The 17,181-nt window shown below is 46.7% G+C and carries 11 protein-coding genes, 10 tRNA genes and 1 pseudogene; all 22 read left to right on the top strand.

Annotated elements, in window-relative coordinates:
* Positions 1 to 92: 92 nt before the first annotated feature.
* On the top strand, positions 93 to 560 hold the full coding sequence (recX, locus tag KHO06_RS13955; protein WP_005425358.1) for a recombination regulator RecX: 468 nt from the start codon (positions 93 to 95) through the stop codon (positions 558 to 560).
* A gap of 142 nt (positions 561 to 702) precedes the next feature.
* Positions 703 to 3,300 (top strand): alanine--tRNA ligase, encoded by a 2,598-nt coding sequence (gene alaS / locus KHO06_RS13950; RefSeq protein ID WP_050919026.1) that lies wholly within the window; start codon positions 703 to 705, stop codon positions 3,298 to 3,300.
* 201 nt (positions 3,301 to 3,501) lie between these two features.
* Positions 3,502 to 4,689: an aspartate kinase gene (locus KHO06_RS13945; RefSeq protein WP_005425356.1), complete on the top strand. Its 1,188-nt coding sequence runs from the start codon at positions 3,502 to 3,504 to the stop codon at positions 4,687 to 4,689.
* 92 nt (positions 4,690 to 4,781) lie between these two features.
* Positions 4,782 to 4,979: a carbon storage regulator CsrA gene (gene csrA / locus KHO06_RS13940; protein WP_004415691.1), complete on the top strand. Its 198-nt coding sequence runs from the start codon at positions 4,782 to 4,784 to the stop codon at positions 4,977 to 4,979.
* Positions 4,980 to 5,222: 243 nt separating this feature from the next.
* Positions 5,223 to 5,314: transfer RNA gene (locus KHO06_RS13935), tRNA-Ser, on the top strand.
* Positions 5,315 to 5,345: 31 nt separating this feature from the next.
* A tRNA-Arg gene (locus KHO06_RS13930) sits at positions 5,346 to 5,422 on the top strand.
* Between the two features lie 29 nt (positions 5,423 to 5,451).
* Positions 5,452 to 5,543, top strand: a tRNA-Ser gene (locus KHO06_RS13925).
* A gap of 84 nt (positions 5,544 to 5,627) precedes the next feature.
* Positions 5,628 to 5,704, top strand: a tRNA-Arg gene (locus KHO06_RS13920).
* Between the two features lie 56 nt (positions 5,705 to 5,760).
* A tRNA-Arg gene (locus KHO06_RS13915) sits at positions 5,761 to 5,837 on the top strand.
* A 57-nt stretch (positions 5,838 to 5,894) separates the two neighbouring features.
* A tRNA-Arg gene (locus KHO06_RS13910) sits at positions 5,895 to 5,971 on the top strand.
* 59 nt (positions 5,972 to 6,030) lie between these two features.
* Positions 6,031 to 6,107 (top strand) — tRNA-Arg (locus tag KHO06_RS13905).
* A 59-nt stretch (positions 6,108 to 6,166) separates the two neighbouring features.
* Positions 6,167 to 6,243: transfer RNA gene (locus KHO06_RS13900), tRNA-Arg, on the top strand.
* Between the two features lie 59 nt (positions 6,244 to 6,302).
* Positions 6,303 to 6,379, top strand: a tRNA-Arg gene (locus KHO06_RS13895).
* A 59-nt stretch (positions 6,380 to 6,438) separates the two neighbouring features.
* Positions 6,439 to 6,515, top strand: a tRNA-Arg gene (locus KHO06_RS13890).
* 596 nt (positions 6,516 to 7,111) lie between these two features.
* The gene (locus KHO06_RS13885; protein ID WP_005426641.1) at positions 7,112 to 7,369 is read left to right on the top strand and encodes an oxaloacetate decarboxylase subunit gamma; all 258 of its coding nucleotides are present in this window, start codon (positions 7,112 to 7,114) and stop codon (positions 7,367 to 7,369) included.
* Positions 7,370 to 7,402: 33 nt separating this feature from the next.
* On the top strand, positions 7,403 to 9,196 hold the full coding sequence (gene oadA / locus KHO06_RS13880; protein ID WP_045369847.1) for a sodium-extruding oxaloacetate decarboxylase subunit alpha: 1,794 nt from the start codon (positions 7,403 to 7,405) through the stop codon (positions 9,194 to 9,196).
* 9 nt (positions 9,197 to 9,205) lie between these two features.
* A complete protein-coding gene (locus KHO06_RS13875; protein ID WP_005426644.1) occupies positions 9,206 to 10,336 on the top strand; it encodes a sodium ion-translocating decarboxylase subunit beta in 1,131 nt (376 codons plus the stop codon).
* A 149-nt stretch (positions 10,337 to 10,485) separates the two neighbouring features.
* Entirely contained in the window at positions 10,486 to 11,436 is a 951-nt protein-coding gene (locus tag KHO06_RS13870) for an NADP-dependent oxidoreductase (protein ID WP_212581765.1), read from the top strand.
* Positions 11,430 to 11,891, top strand: a pseudogene (locus tag KHO06_RS13865) (YqaA family protein). Before KHO06_RS13870 ends, KHO06_RS13865 begins: the two are co-directional and overlap by 7 nt.
* A gap of 9 nt (positions 11,892 to 11,900) precedes the next feature.
* Positions 11,901 to 14,744 carry a pitrilysin family protein gene (locus tag KHO06_RS13860; RefSeq protein ID WP_212581764.1) on the top strand — a complete coding sequence of 948 codons (2,844 nt, stop codon included), beginning with the start codon at positions 11,901 to 11,903 and terminating at the stop codon, positions 14,742 to 14,744.
* Positions 14,745 to 14,907: 163 nt separating this feature from the next.
* The gene (gene gshA / locus KHO06_RS13855; RefSeq protein WP_005426650.1) at positions 14,908 to 16,476 is read left to right on the top strand and encodes a glutamate--cysteine ligase; all 1,569 of its coding nucleotides are present in this window, start codon (positions 14,908 to 14,910) and stop codon (positions 16,474 to 16,476) included.
* Positions 16,477 to 16,495: 19 nt separating this feature from the next.
* Positions 16,496 to 17,101 (top strand): hypothetical protein, encoded by a 606-nt coding sequence (locus tag KHO06_RS13850; RefSeq protein ID WP_005438049.1) that lies wholly within the window; start codon positions 16,496 to 16,498, stop codon positions 17,099 to 17,101.
* Positions 17,102 to 17,181 lie beyond the last annotated feature (80 nt).

Raw genomic sequence — 17,181 nt, 5'->3', positions numbered from 1 at the left:
GATCAGAACTAGCGCGTCAGTAAGCTAGAGTGAGCGGTTGTTTACTACGATTGTTATAGAGCCTGTACAGCAAAAATAGTTTTAGGATCACCATGTACCAAAAGCGTCAAGCGCCTACCTTATCCAGCAAAGAAGCGGCTATCCAATTATTAAGCCGTCGAGATCATGGGCAATACGAGTTATACCAAAAGTTAGCTCTAAAAGGTTATGAAGAAGCAGACATCGAAGCGGCCATTAATTTTTGTCTCGACCATAATTATTTGGATGATCTGCGTTATGCAAAAAGCCAAGTGCGCCAGCATGTTTACAAAGGTCACGGTGAGCGCCGCATTCGTCAAGAATTGAACCAAAAGCGTGTCGCAGAATCCATCATTGATATGGCGATGGCAGAAGAGCCACAAGACTGGTTTGAACTGGCAAGAATGGCTGCAGAGAAGAAATTCAAAGGAATAAAAGCCAAAGACCAGAAAGAGTACGCTAAACAGGTGCGATTTCTGCAATATCGTGGCTACAGTTTTGACCAAATCAGCTATGCGCTGAGCTTTGAGGACGAAGATTAGCGGTGAATGGTTCACGCTGATTTTTGTTTTGCTTCAAATTTTTTCTTCTACCCCCTCTTTTCCGTAAGAAAACTAGTCGTAGCTGATTGCATGATCTACAATACGGCAAAATTCTAACTCGACTATTTTCAGGAAGAGCTGCATGTACATGAGCACTGATGAGGTTCGTAACGCGTTCCTCAAGTTCTTTGAGAGCAAAGGACACCAAATCGTAGAAAGTTCATCGTTAGTTCCACATAACGACCCAACCCTGCTGTTCACAAACGCGGGTATGAACCAATTTAAAGATTGTTTCTTAGGCTTAGAAAAGCGAGCCTACACTCGAGCGACTACGGCTCAACGTTGTGTACGTGCTGGTGGTAAACACAACGACCTGGAAAACGTTGGCTTCACTGCTCGTCACCACACATTCTTTGAAATGCTAGGCAACTTCAGCTTTGGCGATTACTTCAAAGAAGACGCGATTGCTTTCGCATGGGAATTTCTAACTGAAACTCTTAAGCTGCCAGCAGACCGTCTACTAGTAACGGTTTACGAGACAGATGACGAAGCATTCGATATCTGGAACAAGAAAGTAGGCGTTCCAGCAGACCGCATTATCCGCATTGGCGACAAGAAAGGTGGTAAGCCATTTGAGTCAGACAACTTCTGGCAAATGGGTGACACGGGTCCTTGTGGTCCATGTACTGAAATCTTCTACGATCACGGTGAGCACATTTGGGGTGGCCGTCCTGGCACGCCTGAAGAAGATGGTGACCGTTTCATCGAGATCTGGAACAACGTATTCATGCAGTTCAACCGTCAAGCAGACGGCACTATGGAACCGCTACCAAAACCATCGGTAGATACGGGGATGGGTATCGAGCGTATCTCTGCAATCATGCAGGGCGTTCACTCAAACTACGAAATCGATGTATTCCAAGCTCTTATCAAAGCAGCTGCTGAAGTGATCGGTTACGAAGACCTATCGAACCAATCTCTACGCGTTATCGCCGACCACATCCGTTCATGTTCATTCCTGATCGTTGATGGCGTGATGCCTTCAAACGAAGGTCGTGGTTACGTTCTACGTCGCATTATCCGTCGTGCAGTTCGTCACGGTAACAAGCTGGGCGCACAAGGTGCATTCTTCCACAAATTGGTTGGTGTACTAGCTGACATCATGGGTACGGCTGGCGAAGAGCTGAAGCGTCAACAAGCTGTGGTTGAAAAAGTATTGCGTATCGAAGAAGAAAACTTCGGTCGTACACTTGAACGTGGTATGGCGATTCTAAACGAAGCATTAGATAACATTTCTTCGCAAGGAACGGACGGTAAAGTACTAGACGGCGAAACCGTATTTAAACTTTACGATACCTACGGCTTCCCAGCTGACTTAACTAACGACGTTGCACGTGAACGTGAGTTCGCAATCGACGAAGAAGGTTTTGAGAAAGCGATGGAAGAGCAGCGTCAACGTGCGCGTGAAGCTGGTAACTTCGGTACTGACTACAACGCAGCAATTAAAGTTGATACGCAAACAGAATTCTGTGGTTACACAGGTACTAAAGGCTCTAGCTCTGTAGCAGCGATGTTCGTTGAAGGTAACGAAGTTGAATCACTATCTGCAGGCGATAAAGCAATCATCGTACTTGGTGAAACGCCATTCTACGCTGAGTCAGGCGGTCAATGTGGTGACGCTGGTGAAATCCGCACTGAGTCTGGTGTATTCCGTGTTGAAGACACTCAGAAGCTAGGCAACGCAATCGCGCACCACGGTGTGATGGCTGAAGGTGTGCTAGCGAAAGGTGACGAAGTAGCAACTATCGTTGACGCCGAGCGTCGCGCAGCTATCTCTCTAAACCACTCAGCAACGCACTTGCTACACGCAGCGCTACGCCAATTGCTTGGTGAGCATGTTACTCAGAAAGGCTCACTAGTGAAGGCTGATGGTCTACGTTTCGACTTCTCACACCTAGAAGCAGTAACTGCAGCTGAATTAAAAGAAGTTGAGCGTCTAGTCAACGCGCAAATTCGTCGTAACCACGTGATTGAAACCAACGTGATGGACATTGAGTCTGCGAAGAAGAAAGGCGCAATGGCATTGTTCGGTGAGAAGTACGACGACGAAGTACGCGTACTGTCTATGGGCGACTTCTCGACTGAGCTTTGTGGTGGTATCCACGCTTCAAGCACTGGTGACATCGGTCTATTCAAGATCACATCTGAAGGTGGTATCGCAGCAGGTATCCGCCGTATCGAAGCGGTAACGGGTGAAGGTGCGCTAGACGCAATCGAAGCTCAAGCGGCTAAGTACGAAGAGAAACTGGCTGAATCAGCACAGAAAGCGAAATCTCTAGAGAAAGAAATCCAAAAACTGAAAGACAAGATGGCAGCAGCAGAAAGCGCGAACATCATGGGTAAAGTTCAGGATATCAACGGTACTAAAGTACTGATTGCAGCTCTAGAAGGCGCAGATAACAAGAACCTACGTACTATGGTTGATGACATCAAAAACCAAGTAGGTAGCGGCGTTATCCTTCTTGCAAACGTGAACGATGACAAGATCGGTCTGATTGCAGGTGTAACCAAAGACCTTATCGGCAAAGTAAAAGCGGGCGACCTAGTTAAGATGGTTGCTGAGCAAGTTGGCGGTAAAGGTGGTGGTCGTCCAGATATGGCTCAAGCAGGTGGTACCGATGTTGCGGCGCTACCTGCGGCGATTCAGACTGTACAGCCTTGGCTAGAAGAACGCCTATAATTATTTAAAACACATCTTACGCTCAATCAATGTTCTTTGATTGGGCGTAATTTTTTATGATAACCAAGTGGTTTAATTGACCGTATTTTAACCAGGTCATTTACGCTGCTTGGTTTTTGTTGTAACTACCGCTTATATAATTTCAACTAGTGGAATATGAGTGGTCCTAATGAGACTTTGGTCTTGGGAAGGTGAAGACTGGTGAAAAAGCCCCTTATCGTGCAAAAGTTTGGCGGAACCTCGGTGGGTTCAATTGAGAGAATCCACCAGGTAGCTGAACACATCATTAAGGCGAAAAATGATGGTAATCAAGTTGTCGTAGTTGTGTCTGCAATGTCAGGCGAAACAAACCGATTAATGGACCTAGCTAAACAAGTAGATAGCGTTCCTACGGCTCGAGAACTTGATGTTTTGCTCTCTGCTGGTGAGCAAGTGTCGATGGCACTGCTGGCAATGACTCTGAATAAATTGGGTTATGCTGCGCGCTCACTTACCGGAGCACAGGCGAACATTGTGACGGACAATCAACACAATGACGCGACGATTAAACACATTGATACTTCTACGGTTATGGATTTACTTGAGCAAGACCAAATCGTCATCGTAGCAGGCTTCCAAGGTGTGAATGAAAATGGGGATATCACCACATTAGGTCGAGGTGGCTCAGATACGAGCGCAGTGACACTGGCTGGTGCGTTAAGCGCTGATGAGTGTCAAATCTTTACCGACGTTGATGGTATTTATACTTGTGATCCACGTGTAGTAAAAAACGCTCAAAAGATGGCGGTGATTGATTTCCCCTCGATGGAAGCAATGGCCAGTCGTGGAGCGAAAGTGTTGCATCTCCCTTCTGTGCAGTTTGCATGGAAGAATAATGTACCGCTGCGCGTGCTTTCTACATTCGATGTGAATGAAGGCAGTTTGGTAAAAGGAGAAGCAGGCTTAAAAGCCGTCTCTGGTATAGCCATTCAACGTGACCTTGCCATGATTGAAGTCGACAACGAACATTTGTCTAGCATTACAAAGCAATGTCAGATGTTGGGTATCGACATTTGGAATGTGATCGAGGAAACAGATCGAACAGGTATCATGATAAAACAAGATGCATGTGCCAAGTTGGATCTGGTGTTCAGCGATAAAATCCGTAATAGTGAGGCTGTAAGCCTGTTGACCGCTGTGGGGCTTGAAGCCAATGGAATGGTTGACCACGCCTGCGAATTGTTGGCACAGCAAGATATTGCGATCAATTTCTGCTCAACGAATGCACTCACTATGATGCTGGTCTTACCACCTGAGTGTGTGGATGCAGCAGCAAACATTCTTCATGATGCTTACGTCACATCTAGCGAAGCAGTAAACATTCAGCAAAAACATGCCTTTTTGGGCTAATTTTCGGTCACAAGGTAGTTTACGAAAATATAACTTTTGTTGGATAATAGCTTTGTAGCAAGAATATTTAGAGATTACTCAAGGAGCAAAGAATGCTAATTTTGACTCGCCGCGTAGGCGAAACACTGATGATTGGTGATGAAGTGACTGTAACTGTACTAGGTGTTAAAGGTAACCAAGTACGTATCGGCGTTAACGCTCCGAAAGAGGTTTCTGTTCACCGTGAAGAAATCTACATGCGCATTCAAGCTGAAAAGGGCAATGGTAACGTTGCTTCTGGTAACTACTAAGCCGCTCCTGTTTACAGAGCTTAGTTTGAATGAAAAAGGCTAGCCGATGGGCTAGCCTTTTTAGTTTCTAATTAATGTCATTTTTTAAGAGAAGACTCTCTTTTTTTCATCATAATAGGGTGGTAAAGTTTGTTTAATAGTCACTTTGATTAAATCCGCATCGGTTAAGCGATTTTTGCGTTTTTTTTCAAAGAAAGTGTTTGACATATTTTCGGTAAAACGTAATATGTGCCTCCGCAAGACGGTGAGGTGGCCGAGAGGCTGAAGGCGCTCCCCTGCTAAGGGAGTATACGGTTTATCCCGTATCGAGGGTTCGAATCCCTCCTTCACCGCCATTCTTGCAACGTTGATTTATCAACAAAAAGTGCGTCCTTAGCTCAGCTGGATAGAGTACCTGGCTACGAACCAGGCGGTCGGAGGTTCGAATCCTCCAGGACGCGCCATATCTCTTTTGAGATATAACAATGAAAACGGTGAGGTGGCCGAGAGGCTGAAGGCGCTCCCCTGCTAAGGGAGTATACGGTTTATCCCGTATCGAGGGTTCGAATCCCTCCTTCACCGCCATTCATTGACTGGCCCGACGGCCTTTTTTTGTTTCGTAAGAAATGAATGTGATTTACTTCACAACTTCCTAGCAAGAAGATCTGCGCGTCCTTAGCTCAGCTGGATAGAGTACCTGGCTACGAACCAGGCGGTCGGAGGTTCGAATCCTCCAGGACGCGCCACTATTTAATAATTCGTTTGATAAACGGGTTATACAAAGTAAAATAAAGATTACTGCGCGTCCTTAGCTCAGCTGGATAGAGTACCTGGCTACGAACCAGGCGGTCGGAGGTTCGAATCCTCCAGGACGCGCCACTCTTTAGGGTTTCCTTGTGAACTCCTGATATTGGTAACACCGATATCGAAAACTGCGCGTCCTTAGCTCAGCTGGATAGAGTACCTGGCTACGAACCAGGCGGTCGGAGGTTCGAATCCTCCAGGACGCGCCACTCTTTAGGGTTTCTTTTATAGATATCCTGATATTGGGAATACCGATATCGAAACTTGCGCGTCCTTAGCTCAGCTGGATAGAGTACCTGGCTACGAACCAGGCGGTCGGAGGTTCGAATCCTCCAGGACGCGCCACTCTTTAGGGGTTCTTTTGTAGATATCCTGATATTGGGAATACCGATATCGAAACTTGCGCGTCCTTAGCTCAGCTGGATAGAGTACCTGGCTACGAACCAGGCGGTCGGAGGTTCGAATCCTCCAGGACGCGCCACTCTTTAGGGTTTCTTTTATAGATATCCTGATATTGGGAATACCGATATCGAAACTTGCGCGTCCTTAGCTCAGCTGGATAGAGTACCTGGCTACGAACCAGGCGGTCGGAGGTTCGAATCCTCCAGGACGCGCCACTCTTTAGGGTTTCTTTTGTAGATATCCTGATATTGGGAATACCGATGTCGAAACCTGTGCGTCCTTAGCTCAGCTGGATAGAGTACCTGGCTACGAACCAGGCGGTCGGAGGTTCGAATCCTCCAGGACGCGCCACTCTTTAGAAAAAGCCTCGCTTATGCGGGGCTTTTTTGTATCTGATGTTTGGCTATGAGACTCAACACCTTTCAACCGTTTTAGCGCTATCTACCCCTGTGAGATCCTGTTTCGGCGTATGATTCTGGACTCTTTTATCCAATGGCATTGCTTCGCTTAAATAGTCACTCCGAAGCTTCTGTTTGTGTTCTATATCGTCTGACTGATGAACCGCTACCAATAGCTCCCAATAAACATTAACGAAATCATTGATGTTTAACTTGTGTTATCGGGGTGTTTATGGTGTGTTAATTTAGTCTATCTTTCTGTTTTTATTTTACTTTCTTCCTAAAGGCTCTTTTCATTTTGAAATCCCAATCGCAGTTTTCATAAACACTTTATTTTAGTGTGGTTATATGTTGAGCGATCCCACTAGCGAAGTGAATTTTAGTGTAATTTGTGATCTGGGTAGTGAATAAATAATCAATATTAGAGATTATTTAAAAGCTTCCTTAAACAAAATTGACAAAATTTAACCAATCGAGATAATCCATTGGTCGGGATTTGACGCTATTAGAGTCCTGCACATTGTCAGGATGACAAAGAAAGGAAGCAACATGACGAATATAGGAAGCCTGCTAGTAGATGCGGCCACCCTGATGCTAACAGGGATGGCGGTCGTATTTATTTTCCTCACCATTCTAGTTTATCTCGTTCGGCTATTGTCGAAATTGGTACCGGAAGAAGTACCTGCGCCGATCGCAGCACCGAAAACAAATACCAACATTCAACCAACCTCTTCAGCTGTTAGTCCACAAGTAGTGGCGGCGATCTCGGCTGCGATTCATAAACATCGCGCCTCTGTCGCGAAGTAGCCGAAAGATAGGATTAAAAAGGAGTTTAAGAGCATGTCTAAACCACTCGCTATCACTGATGTGGTCCTTCGTGACGCCCATCAATCCCTGTTTGCTACGCGTATGCGTATCGAAGATATGCTGCCTATCGCAGCTGAGTTAGATAAGGTTGGTTACTGGTCTTTAGAGACCTGGGGTGGCGCAACATTTGATGCGTGTATCCGTTTCTTGGGAGAAGACCCATGGGAGCGCCTACGCGAATTAAAAAAAGCGATGCCAAACACACCAATGCAAATGCTACTACGTGGTCAAAACCTTTTAGGATACCGTCATTATGCTGACGACGTAGTAGAGAAGTTTGTTGAGCGTGCTCATGCCAATGGTATGGACGTGTTCCGCATCTTTGATGCAATGAATGACGTACGTAACTTCCAAAAGGCGGTAAAAGCTGCAGTAGATGTCGGTGCTCACGCACAAGGTACCTTGTCTTACACCACCAGTCCGGTGCATAACACGGATACTTGGGTTGATCTGGCTAAACGCCTGGAAGATCTGGGTTGCCACTCTCTGTGTATTAAAGACATGTCTGGCCTACTTAAGCCGTACGAAGCAGAAGAGCTGATCACGCGCATCAAAGCATCTTGTGATGTGCCTCTTGCGCTTCACTGCCATGCAACCACAGGGCTTTCTACGGCGACTGCAGTGAAAGCGGTGGAAGCGGGTATCGATATTCTTGATACTGCGATTTCGTCTATGAGTTGTACATACGGCCATACGCCTACTGAGACAGTGGTTGCGATGCTGCAAGGCACAGAGCGTGATACCAATCTGAAACTCGACCAAATCGAGCCTATCGCGGCTTACTTCCGTGAAGTACGTAAGAAATACGCTAAGTGGGAAGGTCAGCTAAAAGGTGTGGATTCGCGAATTCTGATCGCCCAAGTTCCGGGTGGCATGTTGACCAACATGGAAGGTCAACTAAAAGAGCAAGGTGCCGCGGATCGTATTGATGAGGTACTGGAAGAGATCCCTCGTGTACGTGAAGATCTTGGTTTTATCCCGCTGGTAACACCGACGTCTCAGATCGTTGGTACTCAAGCGGTAATCAATGTGCTGACAGGTGAGCGTTATAAGAGCATCACCAAAGAAACCGCTGGTGTTTTGAAGGGTGAATACGGTGCAGCGCCTGCTCCTGTTAATACAGCACTTCAAGCGAAAGTGTTGGATGGTAAAGAAGCTATTACTTGTCGTCCTGCCGATTTACTTGAAGCAGAAATGGAAAACTTAACGGTTGATTTAATGGAGAAAGCGCAATCTGAAGGTATTAAGCTCGCAAGTGAACGTGTTGATGATGTGCTTACTTACGCACTGTTCCCTCAAGTTGGCCTGAAGTTCCTGAAAAATCGTGGTAATCCAGATGCCTTCGAACCAGCCCCAACGCTAGAAGCTGCGAAGCCTGCTGCTGCACCTGTAGCACAACCTGTATCTGGTGGCGTTGAAACTTACAGCGTGCGCGTTGATGGCCAAGTGTATGCAGTGGAGGTAGGCCCTCAAGGTCAATTAACTTCTGTGACGCCAAATACAGCAACTGTACCTGCTCAACCTGCAGCGCCGAGCGCACCTGCAAATAGTGCCGCTGAAGCGGTGCCAGCCCCTCTTGCGGGCAACATCTTTAAAGTGAATGTTCAACCGGGTGCTGAAGTTGTGGAAGGTGACGTTCTCCTTATCTTAGAAGCGATGAAGATGGAAACTGAAGTTCGTGCAGCACGTGGTGGGGTAGTTCAAGAACTGAACGTGAAAGAAGGTGATGCCGTTACGGTTGGTTCGCCACTGTTGAGTCTAGCGTAAGGGAGTATCATGGACGGATTGATGACCCTATGGTCAGAAACAGGGATCGCTAACTTCGAGTTTGGCCAAATCTGTATGATGCTGGTTGGCTGTGCCTTGCTGTTTTTAGCGATTAAAAAAGGCTTTGAGCCCTTACTGTTATTACCAATTGGCTTTGGTGCCATCTTAGCGAACATTCCAAACGCTGGCTTTACCGATCCGGGCGGTTTGCTGTACTACGTTTACTACATCGGGATTGAATCGGGTGTATTCCCGCTGCTGATCTTTATGGGTGTCGGCGCAATGACAGACTTTGGTGCTTTGATTGCAAACCCGAAGACCTTGTGGCTGGGTGCTGCGGCACAGTTTGGTATTTTTGCGACGCTATTTGGCGCGATCTTACTGAACTATGTACCGGGTATGGAGTTCTCTATGGCGGATGCATCGTCTATCGCGATCATCGGTGGTGCAGACGGTCCGACAGCAATCTTCTTAGCGAGTAAACTGTCTCCGGATTTGCTTGGCGCGATTGCGGTTGCAGCATACAGCTACATGGCTTTGGTGCCGATCATTCAGCCGCCAATCATGAAAGCTCTAACAACCAAAGAAGAGCGTCAAATCAAGATGGCTCAGCTTCGTCACGTGGGCAAATGGGAGAAAGTATTGTTCCCACTTGCTGTACTACTAATGACGATTCTGTTCTTACCTTCGGCAACGCCTTTGGTTGGTATGTTCTGTTTGGGTAACTTGATGCGTGAAGCAGGCGTCGTGGATCGCTTATCTAAAACGGCGCAAAACGAGCTGATCAACATCGTGACCATCTTCTTGGGTCTTGGTGTTGGCTCTAAGCTACAAGCCGAACAGTTCTTGAATATAGAAACGCTAGGTATCTTAGGATTAGGTGCAGTAGCTTTCAGTATCGGTACTGGTGCAGGTGTTCTGATGGCGAAGCTCCTGAACAAGTTCTCGAAAGAAGACATCAACCCACTTATCGGTGCGGCTGGGGTTTCTGCGGTACCAATGGCGGCACGTGTTGTGAACAAGGTTGGCCTAGAAGCGAACCCGCAAAACTTCCTACTGATGCACGCAATGGGACCAAATGTAGCTGGCGTACTAGGTTCGGCTGTGGCGGCAGGTATCTTGCTGGCACTCGTAGGGTAGTCAGTAATCCTGAGTAAATTGGTTGATAATCAATGACAGAGAATTATCCACCAATTTACAAATTGGCGATTAACTTCGGCAAACAAAATGGTTTATAGTCAAAGGGATGCTTTTCGCATCCCTTTTTGTTTTCTGTCAGGGAATGGGTTATGGAACACAAACAGATAGCGATTACCGAGTTCGGCAATGCGGAAGTTCTTGCAATTCAAACTGCGTCAACGCCGACGCCCCAAGCAGGGGAAATCCTCGTTAAAGTGGCTTATTCAGGCGTCAATCCTATTGATGTAAAAACACGAGCAGGACTCGGCTGGGCTGCCGCGCAAAACAAAGATAACTTACCTTGGGTTCCCGGTTATGACATCTCTGGCAAAGTCGAGTCATGTGGAGAGGGGACATCGCGCTTTAATGAAGGTGATGAGGTGGCCGGGTTTATTGGCTTCCCAGTTCGAGGTGGTGGCTATAGTCAGTATGTTTGTGTTCCCGAATCGGAGCTGAGTCATGTACCGAATACCGTGACATTAGAAGCAGCAGCGGCGCTACCCTTAGCTGGGCAAACGGCGGCTCAAGCCTTAAGCAAAGCCAATGTGACGGAAGGTGACCGCGTTTTAATTCTTGCTGGTGCGGGTGGTGTTGGTCATATAGCGGTACAAATTGCAGTAGCGACGAAAGCAGAAGTGTTTACCACTTGTAGTGAACGAAATTTAGACTACCTCGCCACACTTGGCGCTCACGCAGTGAACTATCAATTTGCCCCAGTGTCAGAACGTGTTGAAGATGTGGATGTTTTGATTGATCTTGTTGGTGGCGATGCTGCTTTAGATGCCCTCAAATGTCTGACTGATAACGCTCGTGTCATTACGGTGCCTACCATTACCGCAGAGCTGATTTGTGAAAAAGCTAAACTATTGGGTTTTGAAGCCAGCGGTATGTTAGTCGAGCCTGAACGTGAGCAATTAGATACCTTACTTTACATGGTTGGGGTTGGATTGCTGAAAACTGAAATACAGCAGGTTTATCCGATGAATGAGGTTGTTGACGCTCACAAACAAGTTGAGTCGGGGCGGACGCGAGGCAAGGTCTTGCTTGATATGACATGTTAGAGGCATTTAATGCTGCCTTTGAAAACTTAGCACTCTGGTTTTCTGACTCCGCATTATGGGTGTTGTTCATGACAGGCTTTCTCAGCGCCACTTTATTACCTGGTGGCTCTGAGGCTGGATTGATTGCCACCTTATCGTTAAACCAATACTCAGTTTCTTCCATCATTATTGTTGCCACCATTGGTAATACCCTTGGCGGTCTTACTAACTATTGGCTTGGTTTGTGGATTCCAAATAAAACCCAAGATGAGAAGCACGCTCATACCGCATTGAAGTGGTTATCCAAATATGGGTATTGGGGATTGTTTTTTTAGCTGGTTACCAGTGATTGGTGACCCGCTATGTTAGCGGCAGGATGGTTAAGGATGAAATTTCTGCCGTGTTTGGTTCTTATATTTTTAGGCAAAGCCGCAAGGTATAGCTTGTTGGCCGCCATCTATCTCGGTTTATTTTAAGGAAAGCGCATGAGAATGTTTTGGGTAAGCGCGTGCTCACTATTAGTGATCACGGGCTGTGTATCAAACTCCCCTGTATCATCATTGCCTGATGGAGTTACTTTCGTCGAGTCATCGAAAGCGGAAGAAGGCAAAGTGAAAATCCCATACCAGAAATATCAACTCGATAACGGCCTTACGGTGATTCTGGCACCAGAAGACTCAGACCCATTGGTTCACGTTGATGTGACTTACCACGTAGGTTCAGCGCGTGAAGAAATTGGTAAGTCAGGTTTTGCTCATTTCTTTGAGCACATGATGTTCCAAGGCTCTGAGAATGTGGGGGATCAAGAGCACTTCAAAATTATTACGGAAGCGGGTGGCACACTAAACGGCACCACTAACCGTGACCGCACTAACTACTTCGAAACCGTACCTGCTAACCAGCTAGAGAAAATGCTGTGGTTAGAGTCGGATCGTATGGGCTTCCTGTTGGATGCGGTATCGCAGCGTAAGTTTGAGATCCAACGCTCTACTGTGAAGAACGAACGTGCCCAACGTTACGATAACCGTCCGTATGGTTTGATGTGGGAACGTATGGCTGAAGCGCTGTACCCTGAAGGTCACCCATATTCATGGCAGACGATCGGTTATGTTGAAGATCTTGATCGCGTTGATGTGAACGATCTGAAAGCTTTCTTCCTACGTTGGTATGGTCCAAACAACGCGGTATTGACCATTGGTGGCGATATCGATGTTGAACAAACGCTAGCGTGGGTGAATAAATACTTCGGCTCTATCCCTCGTGGTCCTGAGGTTGAAAATGCACCGAAGCAGCCTGCGAAACTAGCAGAAAGCAAGTTCATCACCTTAGAAGACCGTATTCAGCAACCTATGGTCATGGTGGCATGGCCGACAACCTACAACGGTGAAGCAAATCAAGCGTCGCTAGATACGCTATCAAGTGTACTAGGTAGTGGCACTAACAGTGTGCTTTATCAAGACTTAGTTAAAACCCAGAAAGCAGTCGATGCAGGATCGTTCCATGATTGTGCTGAGCTGTCGTGTAACTTCTATGTCTACGCGATGGGAGATTCTGGTGACAAAGGCGATCTTACCAAGTTGTATGATGAGCTGATGGCATCGCTGGATAAGTTTGCCAAAGACGGCGTAACCAAAGATCGCCTTGAACAATTGAAAGGCAAAACGGAAGCTGATGCGATTTTTGCTCTAGAAAGTGTGAAAGGTAAAGTCACGCAACTGGCGTCGAATCAAACATTCTTTGGTAAACCGGATCTGATTGAAGAGCAACTTGAACAGCTTCGTGCGGTGACGCCTGAATCCGTAGAGAAAGCATACAGTGATTTCATTCAAGGTAAGAACAAGGTAACGCTGAGCGTTGTGCCACGTGGTAAGACCGAACTTGCGGTAAAACCTGCAACGTTTGTGACACCAAAGCGTACTTTGCCAGAGTACGAAAAGATTACTGATGACCAATTGGCGTACCGCCGAGCGACGGATAACTTCGATCGTTCTGTGCAGCCGCCTGCAGGTGCGCCAGTAGAAGCAACCATGCCGAAGTTGTATGACATCCACTTCAAGAATGGCTCTGAGTTACTGGGGACCATGAGCAGCGAGACACCAACCGTGACCATGCAGTTTAGCTTGCCTGCAGGGACACGATTCGTTGAGAAAGGCAAAGAGGGTCTTGCTCAGTTGACCGCTGCGATGCTGCAAGAAGGCACTAAAGAACATTCAGCTGAAGAGATTCAAGCAGAACTGGACAAGTTAGGCAGTGTGATTGCTGTTGATGCGACGGGGTACACCACAGACATCAGCGTTTCTTCTCTGGAGAAAAACCTAGCGCCAACGCTAAAGATTGTCGAAGAAATGTTGCTCTCGCCAGCATTTAAGCAAGAAGACTTCGACCGCGTAAAAGCTCAAGCTCTAGAAGGTTTGGTGTATGAACATCAAAAACCAAGCTGGATGGCATCGCAGGCAAGCCGCCAAGTGCTGTATGGCGATTCTATCTTTGCGCGTCCAAAAGATGGCACCAAAGCAGGACTGAAGGCACTGACGCTGGATGATGTGCGTGACTTCTATTCGAAGCACTACACGCCACAAAGTGCCCAGATCATTGCGGTTGGTGACATCAATAAAGCGGATGTAGAGAAGCAGTTGTCTTTCTGGGCGAACTGGGAAGACGAAGCAGCACCATTGTATGCGCCACAAGCTATCGCGCCATTGGGTTCGCAAAAAGTACATTTGGTTGATAAGCCAGGCGCACCACAGAGTGTCGTCATGATGGTTCGTCAAGGTATGCCTTACGATGCTACGGGTGATTTCTACTTGGGGCAGCTGGCAAACTTTAACTTAGCGGGTAACTTTAATAGCCGTATCAACCAAAACCTTCGCGAAGACAAAGGCTACACTTATGGTGCCTATGGTTATTTCTCCGGCAACGTAGAAACAGGTTCTGTTGTCTTTACAGCGCAAGTGCGTGCAGATTCGACGGTTGCGTCTATCATCGAGATGGAGAATGAATTGAACGAGTTCTCACAATCAGGCATGACTGACGATGAATTGAAATTTATGCGCCAAGCGGTCGGTCAAAAAGATGCACTGAAATACGAGACGCCAACACAGAAAGGCAAACTCATCAGTGATATTTTGAAATACAACCTAGATAAAGATTACTTACAGCAACGCAACGCTATTGTTGAGACTGTCGATAAGCAGACGCTCAACGCTCTAGCTGAAAAATGGTTCGACCCGAATGACTATCAGATAGTCGTTGTCGGGGATGCGAAATCCCTTCGCCCTCAACTAGAAAAGTTAGGGAAAGACGTGGAAGAGCTTGAAATCATTCGATAGAGTACACATTTAATAGCGGAGAGGAGACTCTCCGCTATTCGTTTCTAACTAGATAAATGACTTTTTGATGGGTTATTTATCTAGATGGATTATATATCAATAACTTAGCTTTCACTTGCCACGCTTGGCGAGTGTCCTGCTCCCAATATAAGCGAACCTCATTTTGACTGATTTTGCTGCGCGACTAAAACAAGTTGCATCAAACCCAGAAGTATTTAAGCAGTTTGGACGCGGTGTTGAGCGAGAAACTTTGCGCTATCGTCAGGATGGACACCTAGCTACAACACCTCATCCAGAGGGTTTGGGCTCAGCGTTCACAAACAAATGGATCACGACCGACTTTTCTGAGTCTCTACTGGAATTTATTACGCCAGTATCACACGAGATCCCTGAATTAATGGGGCAGTTGAAAGACATTCATCACTTCACTCAAACCAAAATGGGTGAAGAGAAAATGTGGCCACTTTCAATGCCATGTTACGTGGGTAGCGAGGATGATATTCAGCTCGCTCAATATGGCTCATCAAACTCAGCAAAAATGAAAACGCTTTACCGTGAAGGCCTAAAACGCCGTTACGGTAGCTTGATGCAAATTATCTCGGGCGTGCATTTTAATTTCTCTTTCCCTGAGTCATTTTGGGACGCCTTGCATGGTGAGCAAGATGAAGAAGCACGCCAAGACACGAAATCAGACGCGTACTTTGCGCTGATTCGTAACTACTACCGCTTTGGCTGGATGATCCCGTACTTCTTTGGTGCGTCACCGGCATTGTGTGGCTCGTTCATTCAAGGTCGTGAAACCGATCTACCATTTGAAAAAATTGGCGGGACTTTATTCCTACCAAAAGCGACCTCTCTGCGTCTAAGTGATCTCGGTTACACCAACAGCGCTCAAAGCGTGCTTAAGATTGGCTTTAATTCTATCGACCAGTATCTTGATGGTTTAAGTGACGCGATTCGACGTCCATCTGAAGAGTTTGCAGAGATTGGCGTGAAAGTGGATGGTGAGTACCGTCAGCTGAACTCAAACATTCTGCAAATTGAGAATGAACTTTACGCTCCAATTCGTCCGAAGCGCGTAACGAAGAGCGGTGAAAAACCTTCTGAAGCCTTGCAGCGTGGCGGTGTGGAATACATTGAAGTTCGCTCGTTAGATGTGAACCCATTCAGTGCCGTTGGCGTGAGTGAAGAGCAAGTACGTTTCCTTGATTTATTCCTAACGTGGGCAGCGCTTTCTGACTCAGACCCAATGGACAACTGTGAGCTTGAATGCTGGCGTGACAACTGGAACAAGGTGATTGTCTCTGGTCGTGAGAAAGGCTTGATGCTGCAAATCGGTTGCCAAGGAGAGCGTCTATCTCTGCAAGATTGGGCACACCGAGTGTTCTCTGATCTTCGCCAGATTGCGGTTGAAATGGATAGTGCGGCTGGTGGTAATGCGTACCAAGCAGTTTGCGACAAACTAGAGTCTTGGATTGATGAACCAGAGCTGACCATCTCTGGCCAACTGCTTGAACTGACAAAAGAGCACGGCGGTTTAGGTAAAGTGGGTTGTGCGCTTGGCATGAAGTTCCGTGAAGAAAACCTAGCACACAGCTATGAGCAATATTCAGCTGACGCAATGGAAACGGAAGTTGCGACATCGGTAGAGAAGCAAAAACAAGCAGAGCAAAGTGACACGTTATCCTTCGATGATTTCTTAGAAGATTACTTTGCTTACCTAAAACAATAATCAGTAGTAAGGACAGGGATTGGACATTAAGCCGTTAGTGGTGTCTGTGCTTGGGAGCGTGATGTTAGCCGGTTGTGCGACTGCGCCCCCGAAGCAACAAGACAACCTATGTGAAATATTCCGAGAAAAATCTGGTTGGTATGAAGATGCCAAAGATATGGAAGAAGAGTGGGGCACGCCAATCAACGTGGCCATGGCGATCATTAAGCAAGAAAGTAGCTTTCGCCACGACGCTCGACCACCAAAAGATTACATTCTTGGCTTTATTCCATGGGGGCGTGTAAGCAGCGCATACGGCTATGCTCAGGCTCAAGATCCTGCTTGGGATGATTTCCAAGATGCAACAGGACAAGGCGGTTCACGTACTAACTTTGACGACTCCATGATGTTTGTCGGTTGGTATACCCATGAAACTCGTCGCCAATTGGGCATCTCGTTGTGGGATCCTTACAACCAGTACCTTGCCTATCACGAGGGGCGTGGCGGTTACAAACGTGGAACTTATAACAGCAAACCAAGCTTGATTAAGGTTGCAAGACGCGTAGAGCAAACCGCAAAGACATATGGCTGGCAGCTGAAACAATGTCGTCAGGAATTAGAAGACAACAGCGGCTGGTTCTTTTAGCTCATCTAATTGACTTTTAGGTGAGGGAATGAACAAAAAATAACGACCAATACTTGAGAGTGTTGGTGATTACAATCAGG

It is taken from the genome of Vibrio sp. B1FIG11, from assembly GCF_905175335.1.
Lineage (GTDB): Bacteria > Pseudomonadota > Gammaproteobacteria > Enterobacterales > Vibrionaceae > Vibrio > Vibrio campbellii.
This window is presented reverse-complemented; position numbering and strand designations above follow the sequence as displayed.